This window comes from Alcaligenes sp. 13f (assembly GCF_020496585.1).
GTDB classification, from domain to species: domain Bacteria; phylum Pseudomonadota; class Gammaproteobacteria; order Burkholderiales; family Burkholderiaceae_B; genus Alcaligenes; species Alcaligenes phenolicus.
Map to the genome: position 1 here is coordinate 43,164 of NZ_JAHKKC010000010.1, position 22,608 is coordinate 65,771.

At 56.1% G+C, this 22,608-nt stretch carries 24 protein-coding genes; 15 read left to right on the top strand and 9 right to left on the bottom strand.

Annotated features, from left to right (window positions below):
* Positions 1 to 10: 10 nt before the first annotated feature.
* From KOE80_RS10245 to KOE80_RS10255, 3 genes are all read right to left on the bottom strand, one after another.
* Entirely contained in the window at positions 11 to 124 is a 114-nt protein-coding gene (locus KOE80_RS10245) for an Arm DNA-binding domain-containing protein (protein WP_226349071.1), read from the bottom strand.
* A 183-nt stretch (positions 125 to 307) separates the two neighbouring features.
* Positions 308 to 1,681 carry a tRNA uridine-5-carboxymethylaminomethyl(34) synthesis GTPase MnmE gene (gene mnmE / locus KOE80_RS10250; protein WP_009461414.1) on the bottom strand — a complete coding sequence of 458 codons (1,374 nt, stop codon included), beginning with the start codon at positions 1,679 to 1,681 and terminating at the stop codon, positions 308 to 310.
* Between the two features lie 300 nt (positions 1,682 to 1,981).
* A complete protein-coding gene (locus KOE80_RS10255) occupies positions 1,982 to 2,584 on the bottom strand; it encodes a helix-turn-helix domain-containing protein (protein WP_022983402.1) in 603 nt (200 codons plus the stop codon).
* Positions 2,585 to 2,693: 109 nt separating this feature from the next.
* Here KOE80_RS10255 and argE point away from each other — a divergent pair, with 109 nt between their 5' ends.
* The 15 genes from argE to KOE80_RS10330 all read left to right on the top strand — a co-directional run bounded on the left by argE (position 2,694) and on the right by KOE80_RS10330 (position 17,470).
* The gene (gene argE / locus KOE80_RS10260; protein WP_035274907.1) at positions 2,694 to 3,890 is read left to right on the top strand and encodes an acetylornithine deacetylase; all 1,197 of its coding nucleotides are present in this window, start codon (positions 2,694 to 2,696) and stop codon (positions 3,888 to 3,890) included.
* A gap of 30 nt (positions 3,891 to 3,920) precedes the next feature.
* Positions 3,921 to 4,895 carry a threonine/serine dehydratase gene (locus tag KOE80_RS10265; RefSeq protein WP_226349072.1) on the top strand — a complete coding sequence of 325 codons (975 nt, stop codon included), beginning with the start codon at positions 3,921 to 3,923 and terminating at the stop codon, positions 4,893 to 4,895.
* A 2-nt stretch (positions 4,896 to 4,897) separates the two neighbouring features.
* Positions 4,898 to 5,902 (top strand): ornithine cyclodeaminase family protein, encoded by a 1,005-nt coding sequence (locus KOE80_RS10270; RefSeq protein ID WP_226349073.1) that lies wholly within the window; start codon positions 4,898 to 4,900, stop codon positions 5,900 to 5,902.
* 30 nt (positions 5,903 to 5,932) lie between these two features.
* Positions 5,933 to 6,904, top strand: coding sequence for a tripartite tricarboxylate transporter substrate-binding protein (locus KOE80_RS10275; protein ID WP_026483987.1), 972 nt, complete (start codon positions 5,933 to 5,935; stop codon positions 6,902 to 6,904).
* Between the two features lie 624 nt (positions 6,905 to 7,528).
* Entirely contained in the window at positions 7,529 to 8,659 is a 1,131-nt protein-coding gene (locus tag KOE80_RS10280; protein ID WP_226349074.1) for an ABC transporter substrate-binding protein, read from the top strand.
* A gap of 44 nt (positions 8,660 to 8,703) precedes the next feature.
* Positions 8,704 to 9,579: a branched-chain amino acid ABC transporter permease gene (locus KOE80_RS10285; RefSeq protein ID WP_035269511.1), complete on the top strand. Its 876-nt coding sequence runs from the start codon at positions 8,704 to 8,706 to the stop codon at positions 9,577 to 9,579.
* Complete coding sequence (locus KOE80_RS10290) at positions 9,580 to 10,539, top strand: branched-chain amino acid ABC transporter permease (RefSeq protein WP_045930453.1); 960 nt, start codon at positions 9,580 to 9,582, stop codon at positions 10,537 to 10,539.
* The gene (locus KOE80_RS10295; RefSeq protein WP_115634665.1) at positions 10,532 to 11,290 is read left to right on the top strand and encodes an ABC transporter ATP-binding protein; all 759 of its coding nucleotides are present in this window, start codon (positions 10,532 to 10,534) and stop codon (positions 11,288 to 11,290) included. The genes KOE80_RS10290 and KOE80_RS10295 overlap by 8 nt, the downstream gene beginning before the upstream one ends.
* Positions 11,287 to 12,015 carry an ABC transporter ATP-binding protein gene (locus tag KOE80_RS10300; RefSeq protein ID WP_035269507.1) on the top strand — a complete coding sequence of 243 codons (729 nt, stop codon included), beginning with the start codon at positions 11,287 to 11,289 and terminating at the stop codon, positions 12,013 to 12,015. The genes KOE80_RS10295 and KOE80_RS10300 overlap by 4 nt, the downstream gene beginning before the upstream one ends.
* Positions 12,016 to 12,023: 8 nt before the next feature.
* The gene (locus KOE80_RS10305) at positions 12,024 to 12,851 is read left to right on the top strand and encodes an alpha/beta fold hydrolase (RefSeq protein WP_226349075.1); all 828 of its coding nucleotides are present in this window, start codon (positions 12,024 to 12,026) and stop codon (positions 12,849 to 12,851) included.
* A gap of 19 nt (positions 12,852 to 12,870) precedes the next feature.
* Positions 12,871 to 13,911: a 2,5-dihydroxypyridine 5,6-dioxygenase gene (locus KOE80_RS10310; RefSeq protein ID WP_226349076.1), complete on the top strand. Its 1,041-nt coding sequence runs from the start codon at positions 12,871 to 12,873 to the stop codon at positions 13,909 to 13,911.
* Positions 13,908 to 14,525, top strand: coding sequence for an isochorismatase family protein (locus tag KOE80_RS10315; RefSeq protein ID WP_060186798.1), 618 nt, complete (start codon positions 13,908 to 13,910; stop codon positions 14,523 to 14,525). The genes KOE80_RS10310 and KOE80_RS10315 overlap by 4 nt, the downstream gene beginning before the upstream one ends.
* A 93-nt stretch (positions 14,526 to 14,618) precedes the next feature.
* Positions 14,619 to 15,827, top strand: coding sequence for an FAD-dependent monooxygenase (locus KOE80_RS10320; RefSeq protein WP_226349077.1), 1,209 nt, complete (start codon positions 14,619 to 14,621; stop codon positions 15,825 to 15,827).
* 23 nt (positions 15,828 to 15,850) lie between these two features.
* A complete protein-coding gene (locus KOE80_RS10325; protein ID WP_226349078.1) occupies positions 15,851 to 16,726 on the top strand; it encodes an oxygenase MpaB family protein in 876 nt (291 codons plus the stop codon).
* Positions 16,727 to 16,762: 36 nt separating this feature from the next.
* The gene (locus KOE80_RS10330; protein ID WP_137431119.1) at positions 16,763 to 17,470 is read left to right on the top strand and encodes a TetR/AcrR family transcriptional regulator; all 708 of its coding nucleotides are present in this window, start codon (positions 16,763 to 16,765) and stop codon (positions 17,468 to 17,470) included.
* 112 nt (positions 17,471 to 17,582) lie between these two features.
* Here the strand turns inward: KOE80_RS10330 and KOE80_RS10335 are convergent, their stop codons facing one another.
* From KOE80_RS10335 to rpmH, 6 genes are all read right to left on the bottom strand, one after another.
* A complete protein-coding gene (locus tag KOE80_RS10335) occupies positions 17,583 to 17,972 on the bottom strand; it encodes a VOC family protein (protein ID WP_162091042.1) in 390 nt (129 codons plus the stop codon).
* 104 nt (positions 17,973 to 18,076) lie between these two features.
* Positions 18,077 to 19,519, bottom strand: a complete 1,443-nt coding sequence (locus tag KOE80_RS10340) for a catalase (RefSeq protein WP_045930459.1) — start codon at positions 19,517 to 19,519, stop codon at positions 18,077 to 18,079.
* A gap of 350 nt (positions 19,520 to 19,869) precedes the next feature.
* Complete coding sequence (gene yidC / locus KOE80_RS10345) at positions 19,870 to 21,537, bottom strand: membrane protein insertase YidC (protein WP_226349079.1); 1,668 nt, start codon at positions 21,535 to 21,537, stop codon at positions 19,870 to 19,872.
* 107 nt (positions 21,538 to 21,644) lie between these two features.
* On the bottom strand, positions 21,645 to 21,887 hold the full coding sequence (gene yidD, locus KOE80_RS10350; RefSeq protein WP_035269485.1) for a membrane protein insertion efficiency factor YidD: 243 nt from the start codon (positions 21,885 to 21,887) through the stop codon (positions 21,645 to 21,647).
* The gene (locus tag KOE80_RS10355; protein WP_042485108.1) at positions 21,884 to 22,249 is read right to left on the bottom strand and encodes a ribonuclease P protein component; all 366 of its coding nucleotides are present in this window, start codon (positions 22,247 to 22,249) and stop codon (positions 21,884 to 21,886) included. Before KOE80_RS10355 ends, yidD begins: the two co-directional genes overlap by 4 nt.
* A gap of 69 nt (positions 22,250 to 22,318) precedes the next feature.
* Positions 22,319 to 22,453, bottom strand: a complete 135-nt coding sequence (rpmH, locus tag KOE80_RS10360; protein WP_003800771.1) for a 50S ribosomal protein L34 — start codon at positions 22,451 to 22,453, stop codon at positions 22,319 to 22,321.
* Between the last annotated feature and the right edge of the window lie 155 nt (positions 22,454 to 22,608).

Consider the following 22,608-nt stretch of genomic DNA (forward strand, 5'->3'; position numbering starts at 1 on the left):
AGCGATAACGCTAGACCATGCTGCCACTCGGCAGCACTTCTACGTACAGCCCGCGATCGTCGCTGACGATGTAAGAGGCATCCTTGGGCTTGAGCGCCTTGAGTGCGGTATCTGTGAGAGACATGGAACCTCCTTTGGGTCCATGAAAGTCAATAGTAAGGCTATTCGGTGAATTTGGACCCATATATGGACCCGAATAGTGATGGCTTTGACTGTATCACCGAATCACTCAGTAGACAAAAATCCCTGTATTTATGCGGTATACAGGCACATCAGCAGACTTAGGTGGACATCCCTAGACCCCGTCTCACTTCCCAATACAAAAACTGGAGAAAATCTCTCCCAGCAAATCATCGCTGCTGAACTCGCCGGTAATCGAGCACAGATCCAGATGTGCCAGACGCAGCTCTTCCGCAAACAGATCCAATACCTGATCGCTGTGTGTGGCGTGTTCCGCAGCCAGGCCCAGGTGGTACTCCGCGCGCTCCAGGGCCCGCAGGTGTCGTTCTCGCGCCAGCCAGGGGGATTCACTGCCGGGGTTCCAGCCTGCGATATCCAGCAAGGTGCGGCGCAGCGTGTCCAGGCCGATATCCTTACGGGCAGAAATTGGCAGCACAGTGGCGCCACTCTCTTGTGCGGGCAAGGCGGCCTGTTGCTCAGCTGTCAGCAAGTCTATCTTGTTATAGACGCGCAGCACGGGTACGTGTGATGGCAGGCGAGTGGTAATGGCACTGTCCAGCTCGTCTTGTGGGTTGCGTGCATCGAGCAGGTGCACGATCACATTCGCCTTGGCGATTTCGTCCCAGGTACGGGCGATACCGATGCGCTCTACGGTGTCCTCGGTTTCACGCAAACCGGCGGTATCCACGATATGTAGCGGAATGCCATCAATGTGGATCAGCTGCATGACGCGGTCGCGGGTGGTGCCGGCGATGTCGGTCACGATGGCCACATCCTCACCGGCCAGGGCGTTGAGCAGGCTGGATTTACCCACATTGGGCTGGCCTGCCAGTACAACGTGCAGGCCCTCGCGCAGGATCGCCCCCTGACGCGAATGCTGCAGGATGCGTTCCAGCTCGTCCTGTATACCTTGCAGGGTGGCCGCTGCCTGGTATTTTTCCAGGAAGTCGATTTCTTCTTCGGGGAAATCCAGCGTAGCTTCTACCAGCATGCGCAGGTGAATGATGCGGTCGGCCAGGGCGTTGACGTTGTTGGAAAACACGCCGGACAGGGAGGCGACGGCACTGCGGGCCGCGGCCTCCGAGGAAGCGTCAATCAAGTCGGCCACGGCCTCGGCCTGGGCCAGGTCCAGTCTGTCGTTCAGGAAGGCGCGCTGGGTGAATTCGCCGGGCTCGGCCAGGCGCAGGCCCTGATCTTTACCCGCTTCCAGGCAGCGATCTAGCAGGCGGCGCAGAACAGCCGGGCCGCCGTGACCTTGCAACTCCAGCACGTCTTCGCCGGTATAGGAGTGCGGGCCCTTAAAGAACAGTGCAATGCCCTCGTCGATTGCCTCGCCTTGTGCATCCTTGAAGGGCAAAAAGTGCGCATGACGCGCTTGCAGCGTGCGGCCAAACAGGGTCTGGATCAGAGCATCAAGCTCCTTGCCGGACACACGGATGACACCAATACCACCCCGGCCGGGGGCGGTGGCAATAGCCACAATAGGGGAAGAACTGGACATGGGCAGATCGATCAAAGACGCGGAACAGAGCCGTATTGTAATGGAGCAGGTAGACGGTTCGGGCTTGGCACACTAGCCCTTGTTGGTATCTGAAACGCTGGTGTTTATATACCTGTAGCCTAGGCTATTGAGAATCAGGCAATCAGGCAATCAGGCAATCAGGCAATCAGGCAATCAGGCAATCAGGCAATCAGGCAATCCAGCAGACATCTGGGCTATCTAATCGGGGACAAAGCAGATAAACAAGCGCTTTGGTATGTCACCAAAGCGACAGAAGCCAGCTGTCTACGCCTATTGAGCCTAGTGGTTGTTCACACAAACCACCAGAATCTCCACGCTCTCCCCGTGTTCGCACAGGTACAGGTGGCCCAGATTGCTTTTGAAGTAGATGCTGTCGCGCGCTTGCAGCACATGGCGGCGGCCGTCCTGGAACTGCATGGTCAACTGCCCTTCAATCACAAAAATGAACTCTTCGCCTTCGTGCTGGCTGAAGTCGCTGGCATCGCGCGGTTTACCGGCCAATACACGACCGTGCATGGGCGTCATTTTCTTGTTGATCCACTCCGATGCCAGCATGCCGTACTCATAACGATGGGCATGGTAGGTCACGGTGCGCGAGGCTCGTCCCACCAGAATATCCATGCCGGATTCGTTCTGATCGCGTGGCGTCTTGAACAGGTCGGACAAATCCATTTTCAAGGCCCGGCTGACGGCCAGGAATTTCTCATAGCTCAGGCCAATCAGGCCGCGCTCTGCCTTGGATAGAGTGGACAAAGACACATTGGATAAGCGTGCCAACATGAGCAGGGTCAGGCCCTGTCGTTTGCGTTCATCACGTATGCGCGCCCCCATGGCTGTTTTGCTCAATAAGTTGGGGGCGGTGTTGGCTAAGTCTTTTGTCATAACCTAAAGAAGTAATAAACCATCTTCTTATAAATAATATTAATTTTCTTATAAGAAAACTCTGTCCTATTGTATAGAACTACACGCTTTACGCTGGGAGAAAGAAGGCATGACTGCGTTGTTTGATCCTACTGCTTATCCCTCTACCTCGGTGGAATGGATACAAAAACTGATTGCTTATGATACGACAAGCCGGGAATCTAACCTGGAACTGATTCACGACGTACAGGCCTATTTGCAGCAGCAAGGGCTGGAAACCGTGCTGACGCATGACGCCAGTGGCCGTAAGGCCAATCTGTTTGCCACGATTCCGGCAGCCGATGGCACGCGTACGGGTGGCATTGTTTTGTCGGGCCATACTGATGTGGTGCCTGTCGATGGCCAGAACTGGAGTAGTGACCCTTTCAAAGCCGAGATTCGCGACGACCGCCTGTATGGCCGCGGTACTTGCGACATGAAAGGCTTTGTCGGTGTGACTTTGCAATTGGTTCCTGAAATGCTGGCGACCAAGCTGGCCAAACCCATCCACCTGGCTTACTCCTACGACGAAGAAGTCGGTTGTGTCGGCGCGCCCGTCATGATTGATGACTTGGTCCGCCGTGGCGTGAAACCGGAAGGCTGCGTGGTGGGTGAACCCACCAGCATGCGCACCATCGTGGCGCATAAAGGCATTAACGCTTATCGCTGCCGCGTACATGGTCATGCCGCTCATTCCTCGCTGACCCCCAAGGGTGTGAACGCGATTGAACATGCGGCACGCATCATTACCGCCATCCGTGATCTGGCCGACGACTACAAGAGCATGGGCCCCTACGACCACGATTTCGATGTGCCCTTCACCACCTTGCAGACCAGCATGATTCGGGGCGGTATCGCCTTGAATACGGTGCCTGATCTGTGCGAATTCGAGTTTGAATACCGCAATCTGCCCGGTGTGGACCCCGAGCCGATCTTGCAGGAAATCCGTGAATTCATTGATTTGAAAGTCCTGCCTGCCATGCGTCGCGAGCATCCCGATGCTTTGGTGGAACTGGAAAAGCTGGCCAGCGCCCCCGGCCTGAATCCCGAAGAGCAAGCCGCCATCACCAAGCTGGTGCGCGAACTGACAAGGGATGACACGGTACGCAAAGTGGCCTACGGCACCGAAGCAGGTCTGTTCCAGCAAGCCGGTATTCCTTCGATTATTTGTGGTCCCGGCAATATCGAGCAGGCCCACCGCCCCGATGAATACGTGGAACTGGCCCAGGTGGAACAGTGCGAGCAGTTCTTGCGCGCCCTGATTCGCAGCCAGGCCGTGGCCTCTTAAAAACAGACAAACAGGTTTCAACGCAAACCCATGACAATAGAAAAAGTTACCAAGGAAAACGTGGTGCAGGCGCATGAGCGTCTGCGTCCCTATGTGCGCCAGACGCCCGTGCTCGATTATCAGACCGGGCGTCTGGACAGCGCCGTCAATTTCAAGTTCGAGCATCTGCAGGCCTCGGGTACCTTCAAGGCACGCGGTGCTTTTACTAACTTGCTGAGCTTGTCCGAAGAGGCTCGCCAGCAAGGGGTGACCTGCGTTTCTGCAGGTAATCACGCTGTCGCTGTGGCCTACGCCGCCCATCAAATGGGGGTGAAAGCCAAGACCGTGATGATCAAGACCGCCAGCCCGGCCCGCGTAGCCTTGTGCCGCGAATATGGGGCCGAGATCGTCTTTGCTGACAATGGCGAGCAGGCGTTTGAACTGGTGCGTCAGATAGAGAAGAACGAACAGAAGACCTTCATTCATCCGTTCAGCACCTACCCCACCGTGCTGGGAACCGCCACGCTGGGCTACGAATGGTTGCAGCAAGCGGGCAAGCTGGACGCGGTGCTGGTGCCCATTGGGGGCGGTGGCTTGGCCGCCGGTGTGTCGGCTGCCGTCAAGCTGTGGCAGCCTGATTGCGTGGTCTATGGCATCGAGCCTGTGGGAGCAAACGTCATGGCGCTTAGCCGCCAGGCTGGCGAGCCGCAAAAAATCGGCGCCATGCAGTCCATCGCAGACAGTCTGATGGCTCCGCATACTGACGAGTTCAGCTTCCGTGTGTGTCAGGACAATATCGATACGCTGGTGACCGTCAACGACGACCAGATCCGCGCTGGCATGCACTTCCTGTTCAACGAATTCAAGATGGCCACTGAACCGGCTTGCGCGGTGGCGACAGCCGCCTTGATGTTCCCCTTGCGCAAACATCTGGCCGGGCAACGAGTGGGCGTGTTGTTTTGCGGCTCCAATACGGATACCGACACCTTTATCCGCCATATCACCACGCCACTGGCGCAAGGCTAATCATGCAGCTAAGCGTTTATGTAGCAAAAGCCCAGGAAGTGTATGAAGGGCTGGATATGGGGGCGGCGATTGATCTGATGCGCCAGGGTTTTATCGCCATGCAGCAAGGGCGTATTGACCAGCCCTTGCGTACGATTGTGCGCAGCCATTTGTCCAGCGGCTTTCTGGGCATGATGCCTGCCTGCATCGACATGCCGGAGATTTATCCCGAGCCTTTGTACGGTGCCAAGATGGGCACCCTGTTTCCAGACAATGTGCGCCTGGGTAAGGACCCCCATCAAGGCTGCGTGCTCTTGATGAGCGGCTTGACCGGCGAAACACGTGCCATTCTGGATGCCAGCAGCGTGACGGCCTTGCGTACCGCAGCGGTCAGTGGCCTGGCCACCGACATGCTGGCGCGCCCGGATGCCAGCGTGCTGACCTTGTTTGGTGGCGGGCATCAGGCCTTGTGGCAGTTGCGTGCCGTGGCGCAAGTGCGTCGCTTGAGCAACGTATTTGTGATTACCCGCTCCGCACAGTCGGCTCAGCATTTCATTGAAGAAGCCCAGGCGTATCTGGATTGCCCCTTGATAGCCGGAGTCTCGGCCCAGGAAGCCGTGTCCCAGTCGGATATGGTACTGACGGCCACCAGCTCTGCCACGCCTGTCTTGCAGCGCGAATGGCTGCGCCCTGGCACGCACATTACCGCCATGGGTTCCAGCACACCCGCCAGCAGTGAACTGGATGGCCCCACCATGACGGCAGGCCGTTTGTTTGTGGACCGTGCGCAATCCACTCGTAACGAGTCGGGCGAGTTCTTGAATGCGTGTAAGCAGGGCTACTTGTCGGCGGATACCGAGTTGAACGAGCTGGGTGCCGTTCTGGAGGGGCAAGCCGCAGGCCGCATCAACAATGAAGAAATCACGATTTTTAAATCCTTGGGCTTGGCATTCGAGGACGTATTGACGGCGGCCGCCTTGTTAAGCCGTCATGCCGCACAAGGAAATGGACGAGTAGTAGAACTTTAATAGCGTCATCAAGAGGTAGGGAGACAAGTAATGAAAAAGAAATGGGCGCAGGTTTTGCTGGGAACGGCGTTGGCCTTGGCAACAGGCATGTCTGTTGCCAGCAAATTGCCGGACACCATACGTTTGGTCGTAGGTTATCCGGCCGGAGGAACAGCGGATGCCGTCGCGCGGGTGTATGCCGAGCAATTGCGTGAAAAGCTGGGAGTGAATGTGGTGGTGGATAACCGCGCAGGCGCGGGCGGGCAGGTTGCCGCTCAAGGATTTTTGCGCTCGCCTACCGATGGCTCGGTGCTGTTGGTCGCCAATAATCACATGATGACCACCCTGCCCCTGACCGTAAAAACGGTCAGCTACGATCCAATAAAGGATTTTGCGCCGGTAGCCGTGATCGCCAAGTTCGAACATATCTTTGTGGTGGGTAAAACCACGCCTGCCAATACCTTGCAGGAGTACGTGGAGCTGGTGCGCAAAGAACCGGAAAAGTATGGCCACTATGGTATTCCCGCCCCCGGCAGCGCCCCTCAGTTCATTGGCTACAGCATCGCCAAGAAGAACGATATCCAGATGTCCCCCGTGCCTTATAAAGGGGGAGCCCCTTTGATCAACGACCTGCTGGGTGACCATATTCCTGCTGGCGTGGACGCGGTGGGCATGATTACCGAACACGTTGCCGCCGGTTCGGTGCGGGTGCTGGGGATTACCGGTGCGGAACGCCTGCCTATCTTGAAAGACGTGCCCACCTTTGCAGAAATGGGCTATGGCGACCTGAAAGCGTCGGGCTGGATGGGGATTTTTGCCCCGCTGGGCATGGAGCCGGAGATGGTCAAACAGTTCCAGGATGCCTTCAATGAAGTGGCCAAGCTGCCACGCATTGAAAGCGCGATTGTGCCGATCGGCTTCCGACCCGAGTCGGGCGATGCGCAGGAGCTATCGCGCATTGTTCAGGATGATCTGGATACTTGGGGACCCATCATCAAGGAGTCGGGGTATTTGCAGCAGTAAGACTCAGGGTGTTGATGCATACGCCTGCTTGTGATGAGCGGTGTTCATCAAGTCCGATGAGTAAAGGCTAGCGCTTCGACTTCGTTCTTATGGAACATGGGGAGCAACGGCTAGTAGCAGCTAGCAGCACAAAACTTGTTAGCGCAGAAAAGTGGGAATGCGGGCCTGATGTCAAATCAGGTCCGCTTTTTTATGGCGATTTCAAGAAGGGAACTGCCACCTTCAGAGCTTGTTGGTTGTGTCTCTAGTGAGGCCAGCTTTTGGGCGGAATTTCATCATCAGAAAGAGGCCTAGTGACCCGAAAAGGGAGCTGGTTATCTATGTGCTGAGACATCGGGTTTTCGGTTCGTAGCCAGTCTGTGGGTAGCTGAAATACCTTTGGTATACCCTTCAAATAGCACTTGAGTGTTGTCACCAAGATTAAGCCGGCAAGCAGGTTTCGCCTGGCCTCCATCATCCATGAAAACTGCTGGAAATCCATTAAGTGACTGATAGATAACAATAAAAAATTATTTTAAGTCTGTAGGGAATTCCCTATATTTTATTTATTGGCTAGTCAGTTAATAATATTTCAAACTAGAAATAATCAATCAGTTAATTAAAAACCAAGGAAGGAGATACAAGGTGCGCAAGACGATATTGACGATGGGGTTGCTCATGACGCTGGGTGCTGTGGGGGCCGTGCAAGCGCAAACCATCAAGATTGGTGTGATTCAGCCTTTGACCGGGTCGGTGGCCTACAACGGGGAGGCTGATGTGAATGGCTCCAAGTTGGCTGTCAAAGAGCGAAATGCTCGTGGCGGGGTCTTGGGAAAACAGGTTGAACTGGCTATTGAGGATGGAGAGTGTCAGCCCTCCAAAACCGTGAACGCGGCTGAAAAACTGATTCAGAAAGACAAGGTGCCGATTATCTCCGGCGCCTTTTGCAGCTCCGCCACCATCGCAGCCATGAGCGTGGCGCAAAAGTACAAAGTGCCCCTGCTCTCGGGCGTGTCGTCAAAAAGTGATTTAACCGAGCGTGGCAATGAGTGGTTCTTCCGCACCGCAGAAACCGATGGTTTGCTGGCCCATGCCTTCGCAACGATTCTGGTCGAGCAGCTCAAGCTGAAAAAAATCGCCTACATCGGGGTGAATGATGATTGGGGCCGAGGCGGCATGGAAGAGTTCTCCAGCCAGATCGAAGCCCTGGGCGGTGAAACCGTGCAAAAGCTGTATTTCGACCATGGCACCACGGACTTCTACACGCTGTTGACGCGGGTACGAGCCGCCAAACCAGATGGTGTTTTTGTGGCAGCCGAAACCCAGGATGGCTCGATTCTGGTCAAACAGATGAAGGAAGTGGGTCTGGAGAGTCTGATTTTTGGCGTGGGTAGTTGGGCGACGGCGGACTTTGTGAATTTGGCGGGCTCTGCATCAGAAGGCATTCATGCTGCCGTTCCTTATGCCCACACCTTGCAGCGTCCCGAAAATCTGGAGTTCGTGCAGTCCTATCAGAAAGAGTATGGCGAGCTGCCCGGCAAGTATTCGGTAGCTGGCTATAACGCGATGAACATCATCATGGACGCGATCGAACGCGCAGGGGAAGCCGATCCGGACAAGATTCGTCTGGCACTGCCGGCCACGGATTACAACGGCCCCAATGGCAACTTCAAATTCAACGAAAAACGCCAGGGCTACGGCTTTGATGCCGTGCTGGTGAAGCTTCAAGGCGGGCAGCCGGAAATAGTTGCTCAGGCCAAGGTAACGGCGGACTAAGAGCACGATGAGCTGTGGATTCTATCGTTTGATGAGGGGGCATTGTGTTTGATTTATTGCTGCAGTTCATTGCCAATGGACTGGTGAACGGGACGTTCTACGCGCTGTCGGCCCTGGGCCTGACCCTGATTTTTGGCTTGATGCGATTGGTGAACTTTGCTCATGGCGAGTTCTACATGATCGGTGGCCTGCTGGGATGGTTGGTGACCCAGCAACTGGAGCTGAATTTCTTTGTGGGCCTGGCGCTGGTCATGGTGATCGTCGCGGTGTTTGGTTGGCTGCTGGATCGCTTCCTGATTGCTCGTATCCGGGACAAGGGCCCGGAGCCCGGCATTTTGCTGACTATCGGTTTGTCGATTTTCCTGACAAATACCGCCTTGATGATCGTGGGTACGGCACCTCTGAAAGTGGTGGCGCCGGTGCCTAATACTCCCCTGTTTTTGGGACCGATATTCATTACCGAGGTGCGTGTTTTTGCGATCGGGATGTCTATTGCGGCCATCGTCGGCGCACGCCTTCTGATCCAGAAAACCCGTTTGGGCAAAGCCATGCGGGCCACCTTCCAGGACTCGACGGCGGCCAGTCTGGTCGGTATCAATACCGCCACTATCTACGCCTCCACCTTCGCCTTGGGTGTAGTCCTGGCGGCAACCTCGGGCATGTTGCTCAGCTCCATTTATGTCGCGCAGGCTTCGATCGGTGGCCTGATCAGTTTGAAGGCCTTTGTGGTGGTCATTCTGGGCGGGATGGGCAATTTCGGTGGTGCCATTCTGGGTGGCTTGATCCTGGGCGTGGCAGAAGCGCTGTGGGGAGGTTATGTGCAAACGGGGACAGCGGACATGGTGGGCTTTGCCCTGGTTATCTTGATTCTGTTCTTCCGCCCCTATGGCTTGTTTTCGGTTCGAGCGGAGCGCGCGTAAATGAAAATAGAACGTCACTTTATGGTGGGCTTCCTGGCCTTGTCGGCGTTGCTCGCTGGTTTTGTGCAGAACGATTATTTGCTGCATATCCTGGTGCTGGTGCTGATGTATAGCGTGCTGGCCAGCAGCCTGAACCTGATCATTGGCTATGTAGGGGAATTCCCGCTGGGTCATGTGGCATTTTTTGGTCTGGGTGCGTATTCAGTCGCCATTTTGAGCTCGCCCGCGGTGGGCTGGCCTGTCACGGTCACCATTGCCGCGGCGGCCTTGATTGCTGCGGCAGCGGGCTACGTGATCGGGCGTGTGACTTTGCGTCTGAATGGGCCCTTCTTTGTCATTGTGACGCTGGCCTTTGCCGAGGTCCTGCGCCTGCTGGCCAATAACTGGGTGGACCTGACCAATGGCCCGATGGGCATCTCGGGTGTGGCTCATCCTGCCTTGCTGGACATGTCGCCCTGGCTGGCTGGGAAGCGGGGTTTTGTGGTGATGGGCATTGTGCTGGCCGCCATCACTTTCTACATCTGCTACCGCCTGGTGCATTCCAGTGCGGGCCGTGCTGCCGTCACTCTGCGAGAGAACAACTACGTGGCGCAATCGGTCGGTATTGATCCTTTTCGCTACTCGCAGTTTGTCTTTGTGGTGGCGGCCTTTCTGGCCGGGATTGCCGGGGCTTACTACGCCAGCTACATCAGTTTTGTAGGGCCGGAAGTTTTCGGTTTTCCGTTTACCGCGACCATGATCATTATCGTTTTGCTGGGCGGTAAAGGCACCTTGCTGGGGCCTATTGCAGGGGCCATTGTGGTGGCCTTGCTGGAAGAGTATTTGCGCGAATTCAAGGAGTTGCGTCTGTCCTTATTTGGACTGATCGTCATGGCTTCGGTGCTGTTTGCACCGGATGGAATCATGGGATTTGTGCAGCAGCGTTTTCATCATTTATTTGGGAGGACGCGTCATGCTTGAAGTGTGCGGTCTCAGCAAATCCTTTGGCGGTATTCATGCGGTTCAGGATATTGATTTCACCGTTCCTGCCGGGCAAATCGTCAGCTTGATCGGGCCCAATGGGGCTGGCAAAACAACGTGCTTCAACCTTATCACCGGCTTTTATCAGCCTACTCGTGGGCGGGTGTTATGGGATGGCAAAGAGGTCACGGCCAGCAAGCCGTATCGCATGGCACAGCAGGGCGTCATACGCACTTTTCAAAAGACTAATGTGCTGCGGGCTCTGAGTGTTTTCGACAATCTGGTCCATGCCCATTATTTGGCTGATCGGGCACCCTTGTGGCGCACTTTCTGGCCTAGCAAAGAGCAGGCAAAAACCGAACAGGAAATCATCGTCTCGGCCCGCCGTATTCTCGATCAGATTGGCTTGGCCAAGCGTGCTGATGTCCTGGCCAGCTCCTTGTCTTGTGGCGAGTTGCGACTGCTGGAGGTGGGCGTTGCTCTTGGTGCTAAACCCAGATTGTTGATGCTGGATGAGCCAGCCGCCGGACTTAATACACATGAAGCAGAAGGCTTGGCCGACTTGCTCAAACAGCTGCCTGGGCAGTGGGTGGAGTCCATTTTGCTGGTAGAGCACAACATGGGTTTGATCATGCGTGTGTCTGACCAGATCGTGGTCATGAACTTTGGCAAAAAACTGGCAATGGGAACACCGGCAGAGATTCAGGCCAATGAGCAAGTGTTGGAAGCCTATATGGGGAAAGCGGCATGAGTAAACAGGACATTGAACCTCTATTGGCGTTGCAGGATGTGGTGGCGGGTTATGGCAATTTGACGGCCCTGCATGGCGTCAGCTTGCATGTGCAGCCTGGTGAAGTTGTAGCCATTCTGGGAGCCAATGGCGCCGGGAAATCCACCACGCTCCGGGCAATCTCCGGTCTGATCCGCCCTACTTCTGGCCAGATCACCTGGAAGGGACAGGTGATCAGTGGTCGTAGCCCTGAACATATTCTGAAGCTGGGTTTGGCTCACTGCCCTGAAGAACGGCATGTGTGGCCTGAAATGACCGTTGAAGACAATCTGGATCTGGGCGCTTACCTGATCAAGTCCAAGACTGAAGTGGAGCGGCGTAAAGGCATTGCCTTTCATCGCTTCCCGCGCCTGAAAGAGCGATACAGGCAACTGGCAGGCACGCTTAGCGGCGGGGAGCAGCAAATGCTGGCGATTGCTCGGGCATTGATGTCAGAACCGGAGCTGTTGATTCTGGACGAGCCTTCTTTGGGGCTTAGCCCCAAGATGGCGCTGGAGGTTTTTCAGGTGGTGCGGGACATCAGTGAGCATGGCGTGTCCATTCTGGTGGTGGAACAGAACGTGCATAACGCGCTGAACGTAGCCAGTCGAGCCTATGTGCTGGAGACAGGGCGCGTTATTGCAGAGAAAGACAGCGCCAGCATGCTGAAAGATCCTGAACTATTGAGTGCTTACCTGGGAGGCTGATGATGAGCATGAACAAGACGACTGAACTCCCATCGCGACTTAGCTATGGCGCTCATGTCCACGCTAACGGCATCCGGCAGCACTACTTGCGTTATGGCGGTCCCGGACCCGCTTTGGTGCTGGTGCCGGGTATCACCAGCCCTGCTCCCACCTGGGGGTTTGTGGCAGAGCGTCTGGCCCTGCATTTTGATGTGTATGTGCTTGATGTACGTGGTCGTGGTCTTTCTCAAGCAGGCGCAGATCTGGATTACGGCGTGAATGCTTGCGCGGATGATCTGTGCGAGTTCGTTCGGGAGCTGGCACTGGAGTCGCCCATTTATGTGGGGCACTCCATGGGGGCGCGCATTCTGTTGCGTGCGGCCAGCCGAGGGTTGGCCAAGGGGGCCGCCATGGTGCTGGTGGATCCGCCAGTGTCCGGCCCAGGGCGACGCCCCTATCCGGCGAATATCGCCTGGTACACCGATTCGATTGCACAGGCTCAACAAGGTATGAGCGCCGAGCAGATGCGGCAGTTTTGCCCGACCTGGACTCCCGAGCAACTGGCGCTGCGCGCCCAGTGGCTGCACACCTGCGATGTGCGCGCAGTGACGGACAGCTACGAGTGGTTCCACACCGACGATGCGTTCCCGGACTTCAGCCAGCTTAATGATTGGAGGGTGGCCTTGATGGTGGCGGGCAAGGGGGATGTCATTCGCGATGAGGATAGTAAAGAGGCGCAGTCCTTGAAGCCTGACTTGCAGATCTTGGGTGTACCAGACGCTGGGCACATGATCCCCTGGGATGACGAGGAAGGCTTTTATCGCGCATTGGGCACCTTTCTGGGCCTTACCTTTTAACAAGAAACAGGAGTGGAAGATGGCTGTATCTGATCATCAAATGGTTCAGGCCTGGAATGAGGTGCTGAGTCTTTCTGGAGTGAAGCCGGGGCAGATGGTCACCATTCTGACCAGTTCGCATACCCATCCTCAAACCTTGGCTACCGCCAAGCTGGCCGTGGCATCTTTGGGGGCAACCCAGATGCAGGTGGACTTGCTGCCTGTAAACGCAGAAAAAGCATTGAGCCGCGACCTTCTGGCTTACTTGGGCACGACTCCGCTGACGGGTAATCCAGCAGCGATTGCCGCCCTCAAGGCCAGTGATTTGGTGCTGGATCTGATGACCTTGCTGTTCTCTCCCGAACAGCATGAGATTTTGAAGTCGGGCACCAAAATTCTCTTGGCAGCCGAACCGCCCGAGGTGCTGGTGCGTATGGTGCCGTCCTTGCAGGATAAGGAACGTGTGGAGCGTTCGGCACAGGTGCTACAGGGCGCTCGTGAAATGCGGGCCACGTCCAGGGCAGGTACGGATCTGGTCATGCCTTTGGGGCAGTACCCGGTAGTAAAGGAATACGGCTTTGTGGATGAGCCGGGGCGCTGGGATCACTGGCCCAGCGGTTTTATCCTGACTTGGCCAAACGAAGGTCAGGCTCATGGCCGCATCGTGATTGATCGTGGCGACATCTTGTTGCCCATGAAGTCCTATGCGGCTGACCCGATCACCATGACAGTCGAGAACGGTGTGGTGACCTCGATTGAGGGTGGGTTGGATGCCGAGCTGCTGCGCGAATACATGGCCTCGTTCAATGATCCTGAGGCTTACGCCATGTCCCACATAGGCTGGGGTTTGCAGCCCCGTGCTCACTGGTCCACGCTTGGCCTTTACGACAAAGAGCAAACCTTGGGCATGGATGCCCGTGCCTATGCGGGCAATTTCTTGTTCTCTTTTGGCCCCAATAATGAGGTCGGGGGCGACCGCACGACGGCTTGCCACATCGATATTCCGCTGCGTGCTTGCACCGTGACCGTAGATGGTTGCGAGACCGTTCGGGAGGGCAAGCTTGTGGAGGAGTTGGCATGAGCAGCCAGAGTGTTTACGAGCGACAGGGATTTGGGCAAGGGCTGGAGCTTGAAGGCAATGTCGGGCTGTTAATTGTGGATTTCGTTAACGGTTTTGCCGACCCTCAAGCATTTGGTGGTGGAAATATTCTGGAAGCCATTGAGCAAACGCGCACGGTTCTGGCGGATGCGCGGGCACAGAACTGGCCGGTGGCGCACAGCCGCATTGTCTTTGCCGATGACAGCGCCGACCGCAATGTATTCGGTCTGAAAGTCCCCGGTTTGGTGCAGCTGCGAGAGCACAATCCAGCCAGTGCCATTGTCGATGCCCTGAAGCCTGCACCGGGTGAACTGGTTGTGCGTAAAACGGTTCCATCGGCCTTCTTTGGTACTGCCTTGGCTGCCTGGTTTGCAGAGCGGGCGGTGCAGACCTTGCTGATTGCTGGCGCAACGACCAGCGGGTGCGTACGTGCTTCCGTCGTGGATGCCATGTCCTGCGGCTTGCGCCCTTTTGTCCTGGCAGATTGCGTGGGTGACCGAGCCAAGGAGCCTCATGACGCGAGCCTGTTTGATATTCAACAGAAGTACGGCGAGGTTCGTCCGTATGCAGACTTGCGTCCTTTGCTGGTGATCTAGGCTTATCAGTTTTTTTGCGTATTTATTATTTATTTGTTTAATTAATTGGGGAGGTTTGGGCTGCTCAAGGCCCAAACACCGAGGATGTACAGCATGAAAAAAACGTTGAAAGTAGGTGTGATAGGCGGTGGTATTGGTGGCGTGACTTTGGCAGCAGCCCTGGAGCAACGCGGCATCGAAGTACATTTGTTTGAGCGTGCAGCCGCCTTTGGAGAGGTCGGTGCCGGGATTCAAATGACTCCGAATGCCGTCAAGGTGCTCAATGCTTTAGGTGCCCACGATGCGCTGGCCAAGGTTGGTTTCTTGCCCGAGGCTTTGGTGGGGCGTGATTGGTCCAGTGGAGAGGAAAGCTTCCGTATCCCTTTAAAGAGCGACTGCCCGAAGCTGTATGGGGCGGAGTTCTTTCACGTGCATCGCGCGGACCTGCATCATTTGCTGACCGAGCTTCTGGATACAACAACGGTCACCTTCAACACGCAGTGCACCGGTGTGTCGCAGCAAGATGGCAAGGCGGTGGCACATTTTGCTGACGGCTCTAGTTTTGAGGCTGATCTGATTGTGGGGGCCGATGGAGTACGTTCGGAAGTACGTCGTTCCATCTTTGGGGAGGAAGAACCCAAGTTCACCGGCAATATGTGCTACCGGGCCGTTGTGCCCTTTGATGAGATGCCTGATTTTGTCGCACCCGAATCCTCCTTCTGGCTGGGTCCTAAAAGCCACGTGGTGACCTATTACGTGAACGGCGGCAAGGCCGTCAATATTGTGGCGGTGAATGAAACAGCCAGCTGGGTGGAGGAGTCCTGGAATGCGCGCAGCACCCAGCAGGAAATGCTGCAGGACTTCAAGGATTGGCACCCCAATATCGTCAAGCTGTTCGAGCGTGTGACGGATGTCTATCGCTGGGGATTGTTTGATCGTGACCCTATGACCAAATGGTCGGCAGGCCGTGTGACTTTGCTGGGTGATGCGGCGCATCCGATGCTGCCCTTCCTGTCTCAGGGCGCGGCAATGGCTATCGAGGACGCTTATGTGTTGGCTGTTGCCTTGGCTGCCTTGCCCGATGATCTGGATACGGCCTTGTCGCTTTATGAAGCAGAACGCTTGCCACGTACCAGCCGGGTGCAACTGGAAGCACGTGAGCGCGGCCGCACCTATCACCTGTCCGATAGCCAAGCCAAGGCCAAGCGTGATGCCGAATACCGTGAGCAGCAGAAGAAAAACCCGCACGCGGGCGGCATCAAGACGGACTGGGTTTATTCATATAATGCTACTGACTTTCAGCCGAAAGCATTACAGGTTTAACAGGTGGGGCCGGAGGGAGCGTCTTGTTGTCGATACGTCAGTATGTTGAGAACCAGATTCACATTATTACCGGTCTGCAAGGCAGCCCGGTAGACTTTACGACGCCTGCGGGCGACCCCGGCTTGTTTGGCCCACAGTCGGCTGTGTGGGAAGTGCATGCAGATTTCACCTCCATGATGCTCGGGGGGATTTCTGCATTGTGTTTGCAGATGCTGGACCCGAGGGTATTGGCTGGGGTCTGGGATCACTCCCGTTTTCGCCAGGATATGCAGGGGCGCTTGAGTCGAACGGCGCAGTTCATCTCGGCAGTCAGTTATGCCGGTACGGAGCAGGCTGAGCGTTGCATTGATCAGGTACGGCGGGTGCATGAGCACATACACGGGTATTTGCCGGATGGCACGCCTTACGATGCCAATGACCCGGAGTTGCTGCGTTGGGTGCATCACACGCAGGCGTATTGTTTTCTGCAATCTCATATGCGCTGGCGTAATGCCAAATTGGCGCCGGAGCAGCAGGATCGCTATGCTGCGCAATACTCGAAAGTTGCCGTGTTGCTGGGTGCGGATGGCCTGGTCATGGATGCGGCAATCTTGAGGGAGTTGTTTGCACAAGCCGGCCCGCAGTTACGGGTTGATGCGCGAACCCGGGAAGTAGCTACAATTTTGATGTCTTCACATACCCTGTTTAAGGGACCCAAGGCTTGGGTTGCCAGGGTGTTCCTGTTAGCGGCGCTGGATATGCTGCCAGAGTGGGCTCAACGCTGTTTTGAGCATCGCCCCAGCGCTATATCTATGTGGTGGCGTCGCAAAGTGGTGAACAGCGTTGCTTTCGTCTTGCGTTGGGCCACACGTAATGGTTCTGTGCATCGGGCACGGCGCCGCGTCGCCAATCTGGCTTAGCTGGTAGATAAGAATGAATCAAATTTTGAGGCAAATATGGGCCGTGTAACTTTGTCGTCGGATAGCTCTTGGGTCAAACGGGATAAGCCTGGACGCCCGGAAGGGGTAGGTGACAACACGTCAGAGCGGATTCTAGACGCCGCCGAGGAAGAGTTTTCCGAGACTGGCTATGCCGGGACCACATTGCGTGTTATTGCTCAAAAAGCGGCTGTGACCCAAGCCTTGATCAACTACTACTTTGGTTCCAAATACGGCCTGTTTGAGGCCGTGTTCATCCGCCGAGGCAAAACCATTTCCGATGAGCGTTTACGGCGCTTGCATGCTCTGCGCGATCAAGATGGCAAGGTCCTGGTCGATGATGTGGTGCGCGCGTTTTTGGCACCCACGATAGCCTTGCGCGAGACACCCGGAGGCCGCCGCTTCTTGCGGCTGCAAGCACGTTTGCACACCGAGCCAGCCGAGATTTCCTACAAACTGCGTAATGAAGCCTACGACGGCTCAACGCGTGCGTATGTGCAGATTCTGGAAGAAATACTGCCCGAGCTGCAGGCCAAGGACGTGTACTGGCGTGTGGTCCTGATGATTGGGGCCTATATGTATGCCTTCTCCGATACCCACCGGCTGGAAGAGCTGGCGCCAGGTATCTGTGACCCCAACAATACCGACGAGATTCTTGAGCAGATCATTGCCTTTGTCTCCGCTGGTTTGCTGGCTGCACCCGTTGTTTTGCCTGGCAAGGCTTGAACCCGGCGCCTGCATGCCGACCAGGGATCCTGTCGAACCCCCTGCTTTGAAATGACACTTTTCCTGTCTCGCCATCAGGGCCGACGCCAGCAAATTTTGCTGGCGTTTTCGTTTATTTAACCGGCGTACACAACTCCACCACAACACGCTCTGGCGTCTGCACATAAGACACCATCTGTCCCCATGGCTTGTTCTGTGGTGGTGCCAGTTCTGTGCCGCCTTCCGCCAGTGCCTTGGCATGAGCTGCGGGCACATCGTCGCAGACCAGGGCGATTTCAATGGCCAGGGGCACGTCTGAGGCGTGAGCCGACAAATGCCCTTTGGGGTAATTCATATAGGCCAGCATTTCCGCTGCAAAGGCCAAGGTGGTTTGGCCGGTTTCCAGCTCACCGTACAAGCCGGTTTCATGCAGCATTTTGGTGGTCAGGCCAAACGCGCGGTTGAAGTAATCCAGTGCCTGGCCGACGTCGGGAACGTAGATGATGGTGTAGCCAAATTTCATGGTGGGGCTCGATAGGAAAACGCAGGGCCAGTGCAAAAAAAATCGGCTCCCCGATTGTAGATGGGGAGCCGATTCTTTGATGGCTTAAACAGCCCGGTCAGGGTTTAAAGCTGACCGCGTTTTGTCAGTTCTGCTTTGACACCTGCACCGTAGGCAGGGTCTGCCTTGGTGAAGTGGCCCAGCTGACGTTCGATGATTTCCTTGGGAACACCCGCCATGGCGTCGGCAATATTGCTGAACAGACGCTGCTTTTCCTCGTCGTTGAACAGGCGGAACAGATTGCCGGGCTGCGAGTAGTAATCATCGTCTACGCGGTGATCCCAGTGATCTGCCGGCTGGCCGTCCAGCGCCAGAGGTGGTTCGCTGCGGGGAGCCTGTTGCCATTCACCCTGGCTGTTGGGCTCGTAGTTGATCGTGCCGCCGTTATTGTCGCCAGTACGCATGGCGCCATCGCGGTGGTAGCTGTGGAACGGGCAACGGGGTGCGTTCACCGGCAGCAGGCCGTGGTTCACGCCCAGACGGTAGCGCTGGGTGTCGCCGTAGGAAAAGATACGGCCTTGCAGCATGCGGTCGGGCGAGTGGCCAATACCAGGCACCAGGTTGGCAGGCGTAAAGGCGGCTTGCTCCACTTGGGCGAAGTAGTTGGTGGGGTTCTCGTTCAGTTCCAGCATGCCCACATCGATCAGCGGGAAGTCGCCATGTGGCCAGACCTTGGTCACGTCAAAGGGGTTGATGTGGTAGGTGCGGGCCTGCTCTTCGGTCATGATCTGAATGCGCAGCGCCCAGCGTGGGAAGTTGCCCTTTTCAATGTTTTCGTACAGATCGCGCTGCGAGCTCTCGCGGTCCTGGCCTACGACTTTGGCGGCTTCTTCGTTGGTGTAGTTGGCAATGCCTTGCTGGGATTTGAAGTGGAACTTCACCCAGTGGCGCTGGCCCTTGTCGTTGATCAGGCTATAGGTGTGCGAACCAAAGCCGTGCTGCTGGCGCAGGTTACAGGGCAAGCCGCGGTCGCTCATCAGGATGGTGACCTGGTGCAGGGATTCGGGCGACAGGGACCAGAAATCCCAGGCAGCGCTCATGTTGCGCAGGTGGCTGCGCGGGTCGCGTTTCTGTGTGTGGATGAAGTCGGGGAACTTCAGTGGATCCCGTATAAAGAAGACAGGAGTGTTATTGCCCACGAGGTCCCAGTTTCCGTCTTCTGTATAGAATTTGAGGGCAAATCCTCGAACGTCGCGTTCTGCATCGGCGGCTCCTGCTTCACCAGCTACGGTGGAAAAACGTAAGAAAACGGGGGTTTGGCTGCCTGGCTTGAAGACCTTGGCCATGCTGTACTGCGTGATGTCGTGCGTGACGGTAAAGGTACCGAAAGCGCCCGAACCCTTGGCGTGCACCACGCGCTCGGGGATGCGTTCACGGTCAAAGTGAGCCAGCTTCTCCAGCAGCCAATAATCCTGCATCAGGACGGGACCACGAGGGCCTGCCGTCATGGAGTTCTGGTTCTCCTCAACTGGGCGGCCAGCGGCGGTCGTCAGGGTTTTGTTGCTCATTGTGATTCTCCGTTGAAGCTGACCCGAACCGAGGGTGCGGGTCGTTTTAAGAAGTTGAGATCAGTCTACTTGCCTTGGTCGAAATAGTTAAATCAAATGATTTTAGCGAACGAATAGCTTTTTGCTATTGAAAGGGGTTTTCATCCCGATCATAGCGGTAAGTAGAAACACAGAAAATGAAATTTCTACGATCGGGGCAGAGAGGAAAAGCTAATAAATGTGTGCACACAGTCTTTAAGCGCTGGGGGACAAGGCATTATTGGCGGGCAGTAGCGTTTAGTGCAATCGGGTAGATAACAGGCATAAAAAAACCCCGCTAAACGTAGCGGGGTTTTTTGTGTCAGAGCGAATTAGCTGTTGGCTGCTTTCGCGCTGTTCTTTTCGATCTGCACCATGATGTAGCGCTGCTGGGCAATGGACAGGATGTTGTTCACGCACCAGTACAGAACCAGACCGGCGGGGAAGAAGAACATCATGCCACCAAAGACCAGAGGCATCAGCATCATGACTTTGGCTTGCATTGGATCAGGTGGCGTTGGGTTCAGCTTGATCTGCAGGAACATGGTACCCATCATGATGGCGGGCAGAATCATCCATGGGTCGCGTGCGGCCAAGTCGTGAATCCACAGAATCCAGGGTGCACCGCGCATCTCGACGCTGCCCAGCAGCACCCAGTACAGCGCAATGAACACGGGGATCTGAACCAGCATGGGCAAACAACCACCCAGCGGGTTGATCTTCTCGGTGCGGTACATCTCCATCATGGCGGCGTTCAGCTTGGCCTTGTCGTCGCCGAACTTCTCGCGCAGGGCTTGCATGCGTGGAGCAAATTGCTTCATCTTGGCCATGGAGCGGTAGCTGGCAGCCGACAGCGGGAAAAACACCAGCTTGATCAGCACGGTCAGCGCCACAATGGCCCAGCCCCAGTTACCCAGCAGGGAATGCAGCCAGGTCAGCAGCTTGAACAAAGGCTTGGAGATGATGGTCAGCCAGCCGTAGTCCACCACCAGGTCCAGACCGGTAGCCAGTTGCGACATGGCTTTCTGGTCTTGCGGGCCTACCCACAGGGCAGCGTCCACAGCCTTGCTCTGGCCAGCGGCGATCGAACCGACCGATTCCAGCGTGCGTACGGCGTACAGATTGTTGCCCAGCTTCAGGATCTCATTGGTGCGTTGCAGGTCCTGGGCAGGAACCCAGGCGGTTGCAAAGTAATGCTGCACCATGCCGATCCAGCCGTTATCCACGCTGCGAGCGTAGGCGGCCTTGTTCTTGTCGATGTCCGAGAAGGTGATCTTCTGGAACTTGTCGCCGCTGGAATAGACCACAGGACCGGTAAAGGTGCTGTACAGGCGGGAAGAGTCGGGTGGGTTGTTGCCGTCGCGAGTCAGTTGCAGGTACAGGCGCGGGTCAATGGCCGAGCCGGTATTGTTCTGGATGTCGTGACGAACCTGGATGTCGTAGCGGCCCTTGTGCAGCGTGTAGGTCTTGGTGACCTTCACGTCGTCCGCAGTAGCTTCAAACACGACGTCAAGCGTATCGCCCGTCATGCTGCGCTGGCTGGAGACCAGGGTGAACGGGGTCAGGTGGTTGGGCAGGTTCTGGCCAGAGGCACCCACAATACCGGACTGGGCCAGGTAGGTGGAGGCAGGCGAGTTATCCAGCAGCACCATGGGCTGCTCGGGGTTCTCGGGCGAACCGTACTTCAACAGCTCGGCCTTGATCAGCTGGGCACCTTCGGTGCTAAAGCCCAGCTTGTAGACGTCTGTCGTGATGTCGATGGTTTGCGCTGTGGCGGACACCGCGCTGTTGCTCGAGGGCAAGGCAGCAGACGCAGTCGGCTCTTGAGCAGCGGGAACACCACCATTTGCGGCAGGTTCGTCGGAGGCTGCTGGCGCTTGTGTGGTGGCTGGGGTGGAAGCGAACAGCGATGGCTTGCCGTTATATTCCTGCCAGTTGTTCCACAGCAGCAGCAGTGCAAAGGAGAAGATCATCCATAGGATGGTGCGTCGGATATCCATAGCGCCTGTATCACATTTATAAAGCTGAGCAAAAGCTTAGCAGTTTAACGTAGCTGGTCGGCAAACAGGGGGTTGCCTTGAAAAACAAGGCGCAGACCAGGACGGTTTTAGAAAGTGTTGCGGTCTTCGGGCGTGCGAGCGGGCACAGGATCATGCCCTCCCTTGCACCAGGGATTGCAGCGGCAGATGCGTACACCCCCTAGCCATAAGCCTTTGAGCGGGCCATGAATGTCAATGGCCTGCAAGGCATAGTTGGAGCAGCTAGGGGTAAAGCGGCAGTTTCTGCCGATCCAGGGACTCAGAAAAAACTGGTAAAAGCGGATCGGCGCCGAAGCCAGTTTGCGCATCATGGCCGTACCCTGGACAACAAGGTGGTGGCTTCATCGCGAACCAGTTGCTTCAAGACAGTCAGCGACACCAGGGGCACCTTGCTGTGCAGCCTAAAGACATAGGCGGCATTGGGCAAGCCTTCGCGTTTGTGGCGGAAGGTTTCACGCAAGATACGTTTGATGGTGTTGCGGGTGACGGCGCGGTTGGCAAAGCGCTTGGGGACGATCAGTCCCAAACGGGCGCCTTCGGTCTGGTGTGGGTCCTCGCCACGAGAGCGAGTGACCACGAACAAAGCCCCGCGACCTACACGCTGTCCTTTTAATGACTGCGCGTATTCGGTGGGGCTATGTAAGCGAGCCGTAGCTGGAAAGGAGGCACGCATGATGCGTATCGTGGGAGTCGGGCTTTAGATAATAGATCCATCACCCTGGGCCCCGCATCCCGACATGGCTTATACAGCCAGACGTTTGCGACCTTTGGCGCGACGTGCGTTCAAAACAGCGCGGCCACCGCGAGTTTTCATGCGAACGCGAAAACCGTGGGTGCGCTTGCGACGGGTAACGGAGGGTTGGTAGGTGCGTTTCATGGTGTATCCAAAAAAATGAGCCGCCAGAAATCGCAGAAAAGCTCCACCCCGACAGCACAAAGGCTTGGGATCTGGCAACAGAAAATCGTGTTAAGCCCGTCATTTCAGCAAATTCTTTCTGTTGTGTCAATTATTTAGCCCGATATTGCGCAACT

Coding starts and splice junctions, on each gene's coding strand:
- KOE80_RS10245 (WP_226349071.1), bottom strand. CDS start 124: ATGTCTCTCACAGATACCGCACTCAAGGCGCTCAAGCCCAAGGATGCC.
- mnmE (WP_009461414.1), bottom strand. CDS start 1,681: ATGTCCAGTTCTTCCCCTATTGTGGCTATTGCCACCGCCCCCGGCCGG.
- KOE80_RS10255 (WP_022983402.1), bottom strand. CDS start 2,584: ATGACAAAAGACTTAGCCAACACCGCCCCCAACTTATTGAGCAAAACA.
- argE (WP_035274907.1), top strand. CDS start 2,694: ATGACTGCGTTGTTTGATCCTACTGCTTATCCCTCTACCTCGGTGGAA.
- KOE80_RS10265 (WP_226349072.1), top strand. CDS start 3,921: ATGACAATAGAAAAAGTTACCAAGGAAAACGTGGTGCAGGCGCATGAG.
- KOE80_RS10270 (WP_226349073.1), top strand. CDS start 4,898: ATGCAGCTAAGCGTTTATGTAGCAAAAGCCCAGGAAGTGTATGAAGGG.
- KOE80_RS10275 (WP_026483987.1), top strand. CDS start 5,933: ATGAAAAAGAAATGGGCGCAGGTTTTGCTGGGAACGGCGTTGGCCTTG.
- KOE80_RS10290 (WP_045930453.1), top strand. CDS start 9,580: ATGAAAATAGAACGTCACTTTATGGTGGGCTTCCTGGCCTTGTCGGCG.
- KOE80_RS10295 (WP_115634665.1), top strand. CDS start 10,532: ATGCTTGAAGTGTGCGGTCTCAGCAAATCCTTTGGCGGTATTCATGCG.
- KOE80_RS10300 (WP_035269507.1), top strand. CDS start 11,287: ATGAGTAAACAGGACATTGAACCTCTATTGGCGTTGCAGGATGTGGTG.
- KOE80_RS10305 (WP_226349075.1), top strand. CDS start 12,024: ATGAACAAGACGACTGAACTCCCATCGCGACTTAGCTATGGCGCTCAT.
- KOE80_RS10310 (WP_226349076.1), top strand. CDS start 12,871: ATGGCTGTATCTGATCATCAAATGGTTCAGGCCTGGAATGAGGTGCTG.
- KOE80_RS10315 (WP_060186798.1), top strand. CDS start 13,908: ATGAGCAGCCAGAGTGTTTACGAGCGACAGGGATTTGGGCAAGGGCTG.
- KOE80_RS10320 (WP_226349077.1), top strand. CDS start 14,619: ATGAAAAAAACGTTGAAAGTAGGTGTGATAGGCGGTGGTATTGGTGGC.
- KOE80_RS10330 (WP_137431119.1), top strand. CDS start 16,763: ATGGGCCGTGTAACTTTGTCGTCGGATAGCTCTTGGGTCAAACGGGAT.
- KOE80_RS10335 (WP_162091042.1), bottom strand. CDS start 17,972: ATGAAATTTGGCTACACCATCATCTACGTTCCCGACGTCGGCCAGGCA.
- KOE80_RS10340 (WP_045930459.1), bottom strand. CDS start 19,519: ATGAGCAACAAAACCCTGACGACCGCCGCTGGCCGCCCAGTTGAGGAG.
- yidC (WP_226349079.1), bottom strand. CDS start 21,537: ATGGATATCCGACGCACCATCCTATGGATGATCTTCTCCTTTGCACTG.
- yidD (WP_035269485.1), bottom strand. CDS start 21,887: ATGATGCGCAAACTGGCTTCGGCGCCGATCCGCTTTTACCAGTTTTTT.
- KOE80_RS10355 (WP_042485108.1), bottom strand. CDS start 22,249: ATGCGTGCCTCCTTTCCAGCTACGGCTCGCTTACATAGCCCCACCGAA.
- rpmH (WP_003800771.1), bottom strand. CDS start 22,453: ATGAAACGCACCTACCAACCCTCCGTTACCCGTCGCAAGCGCACCCAC.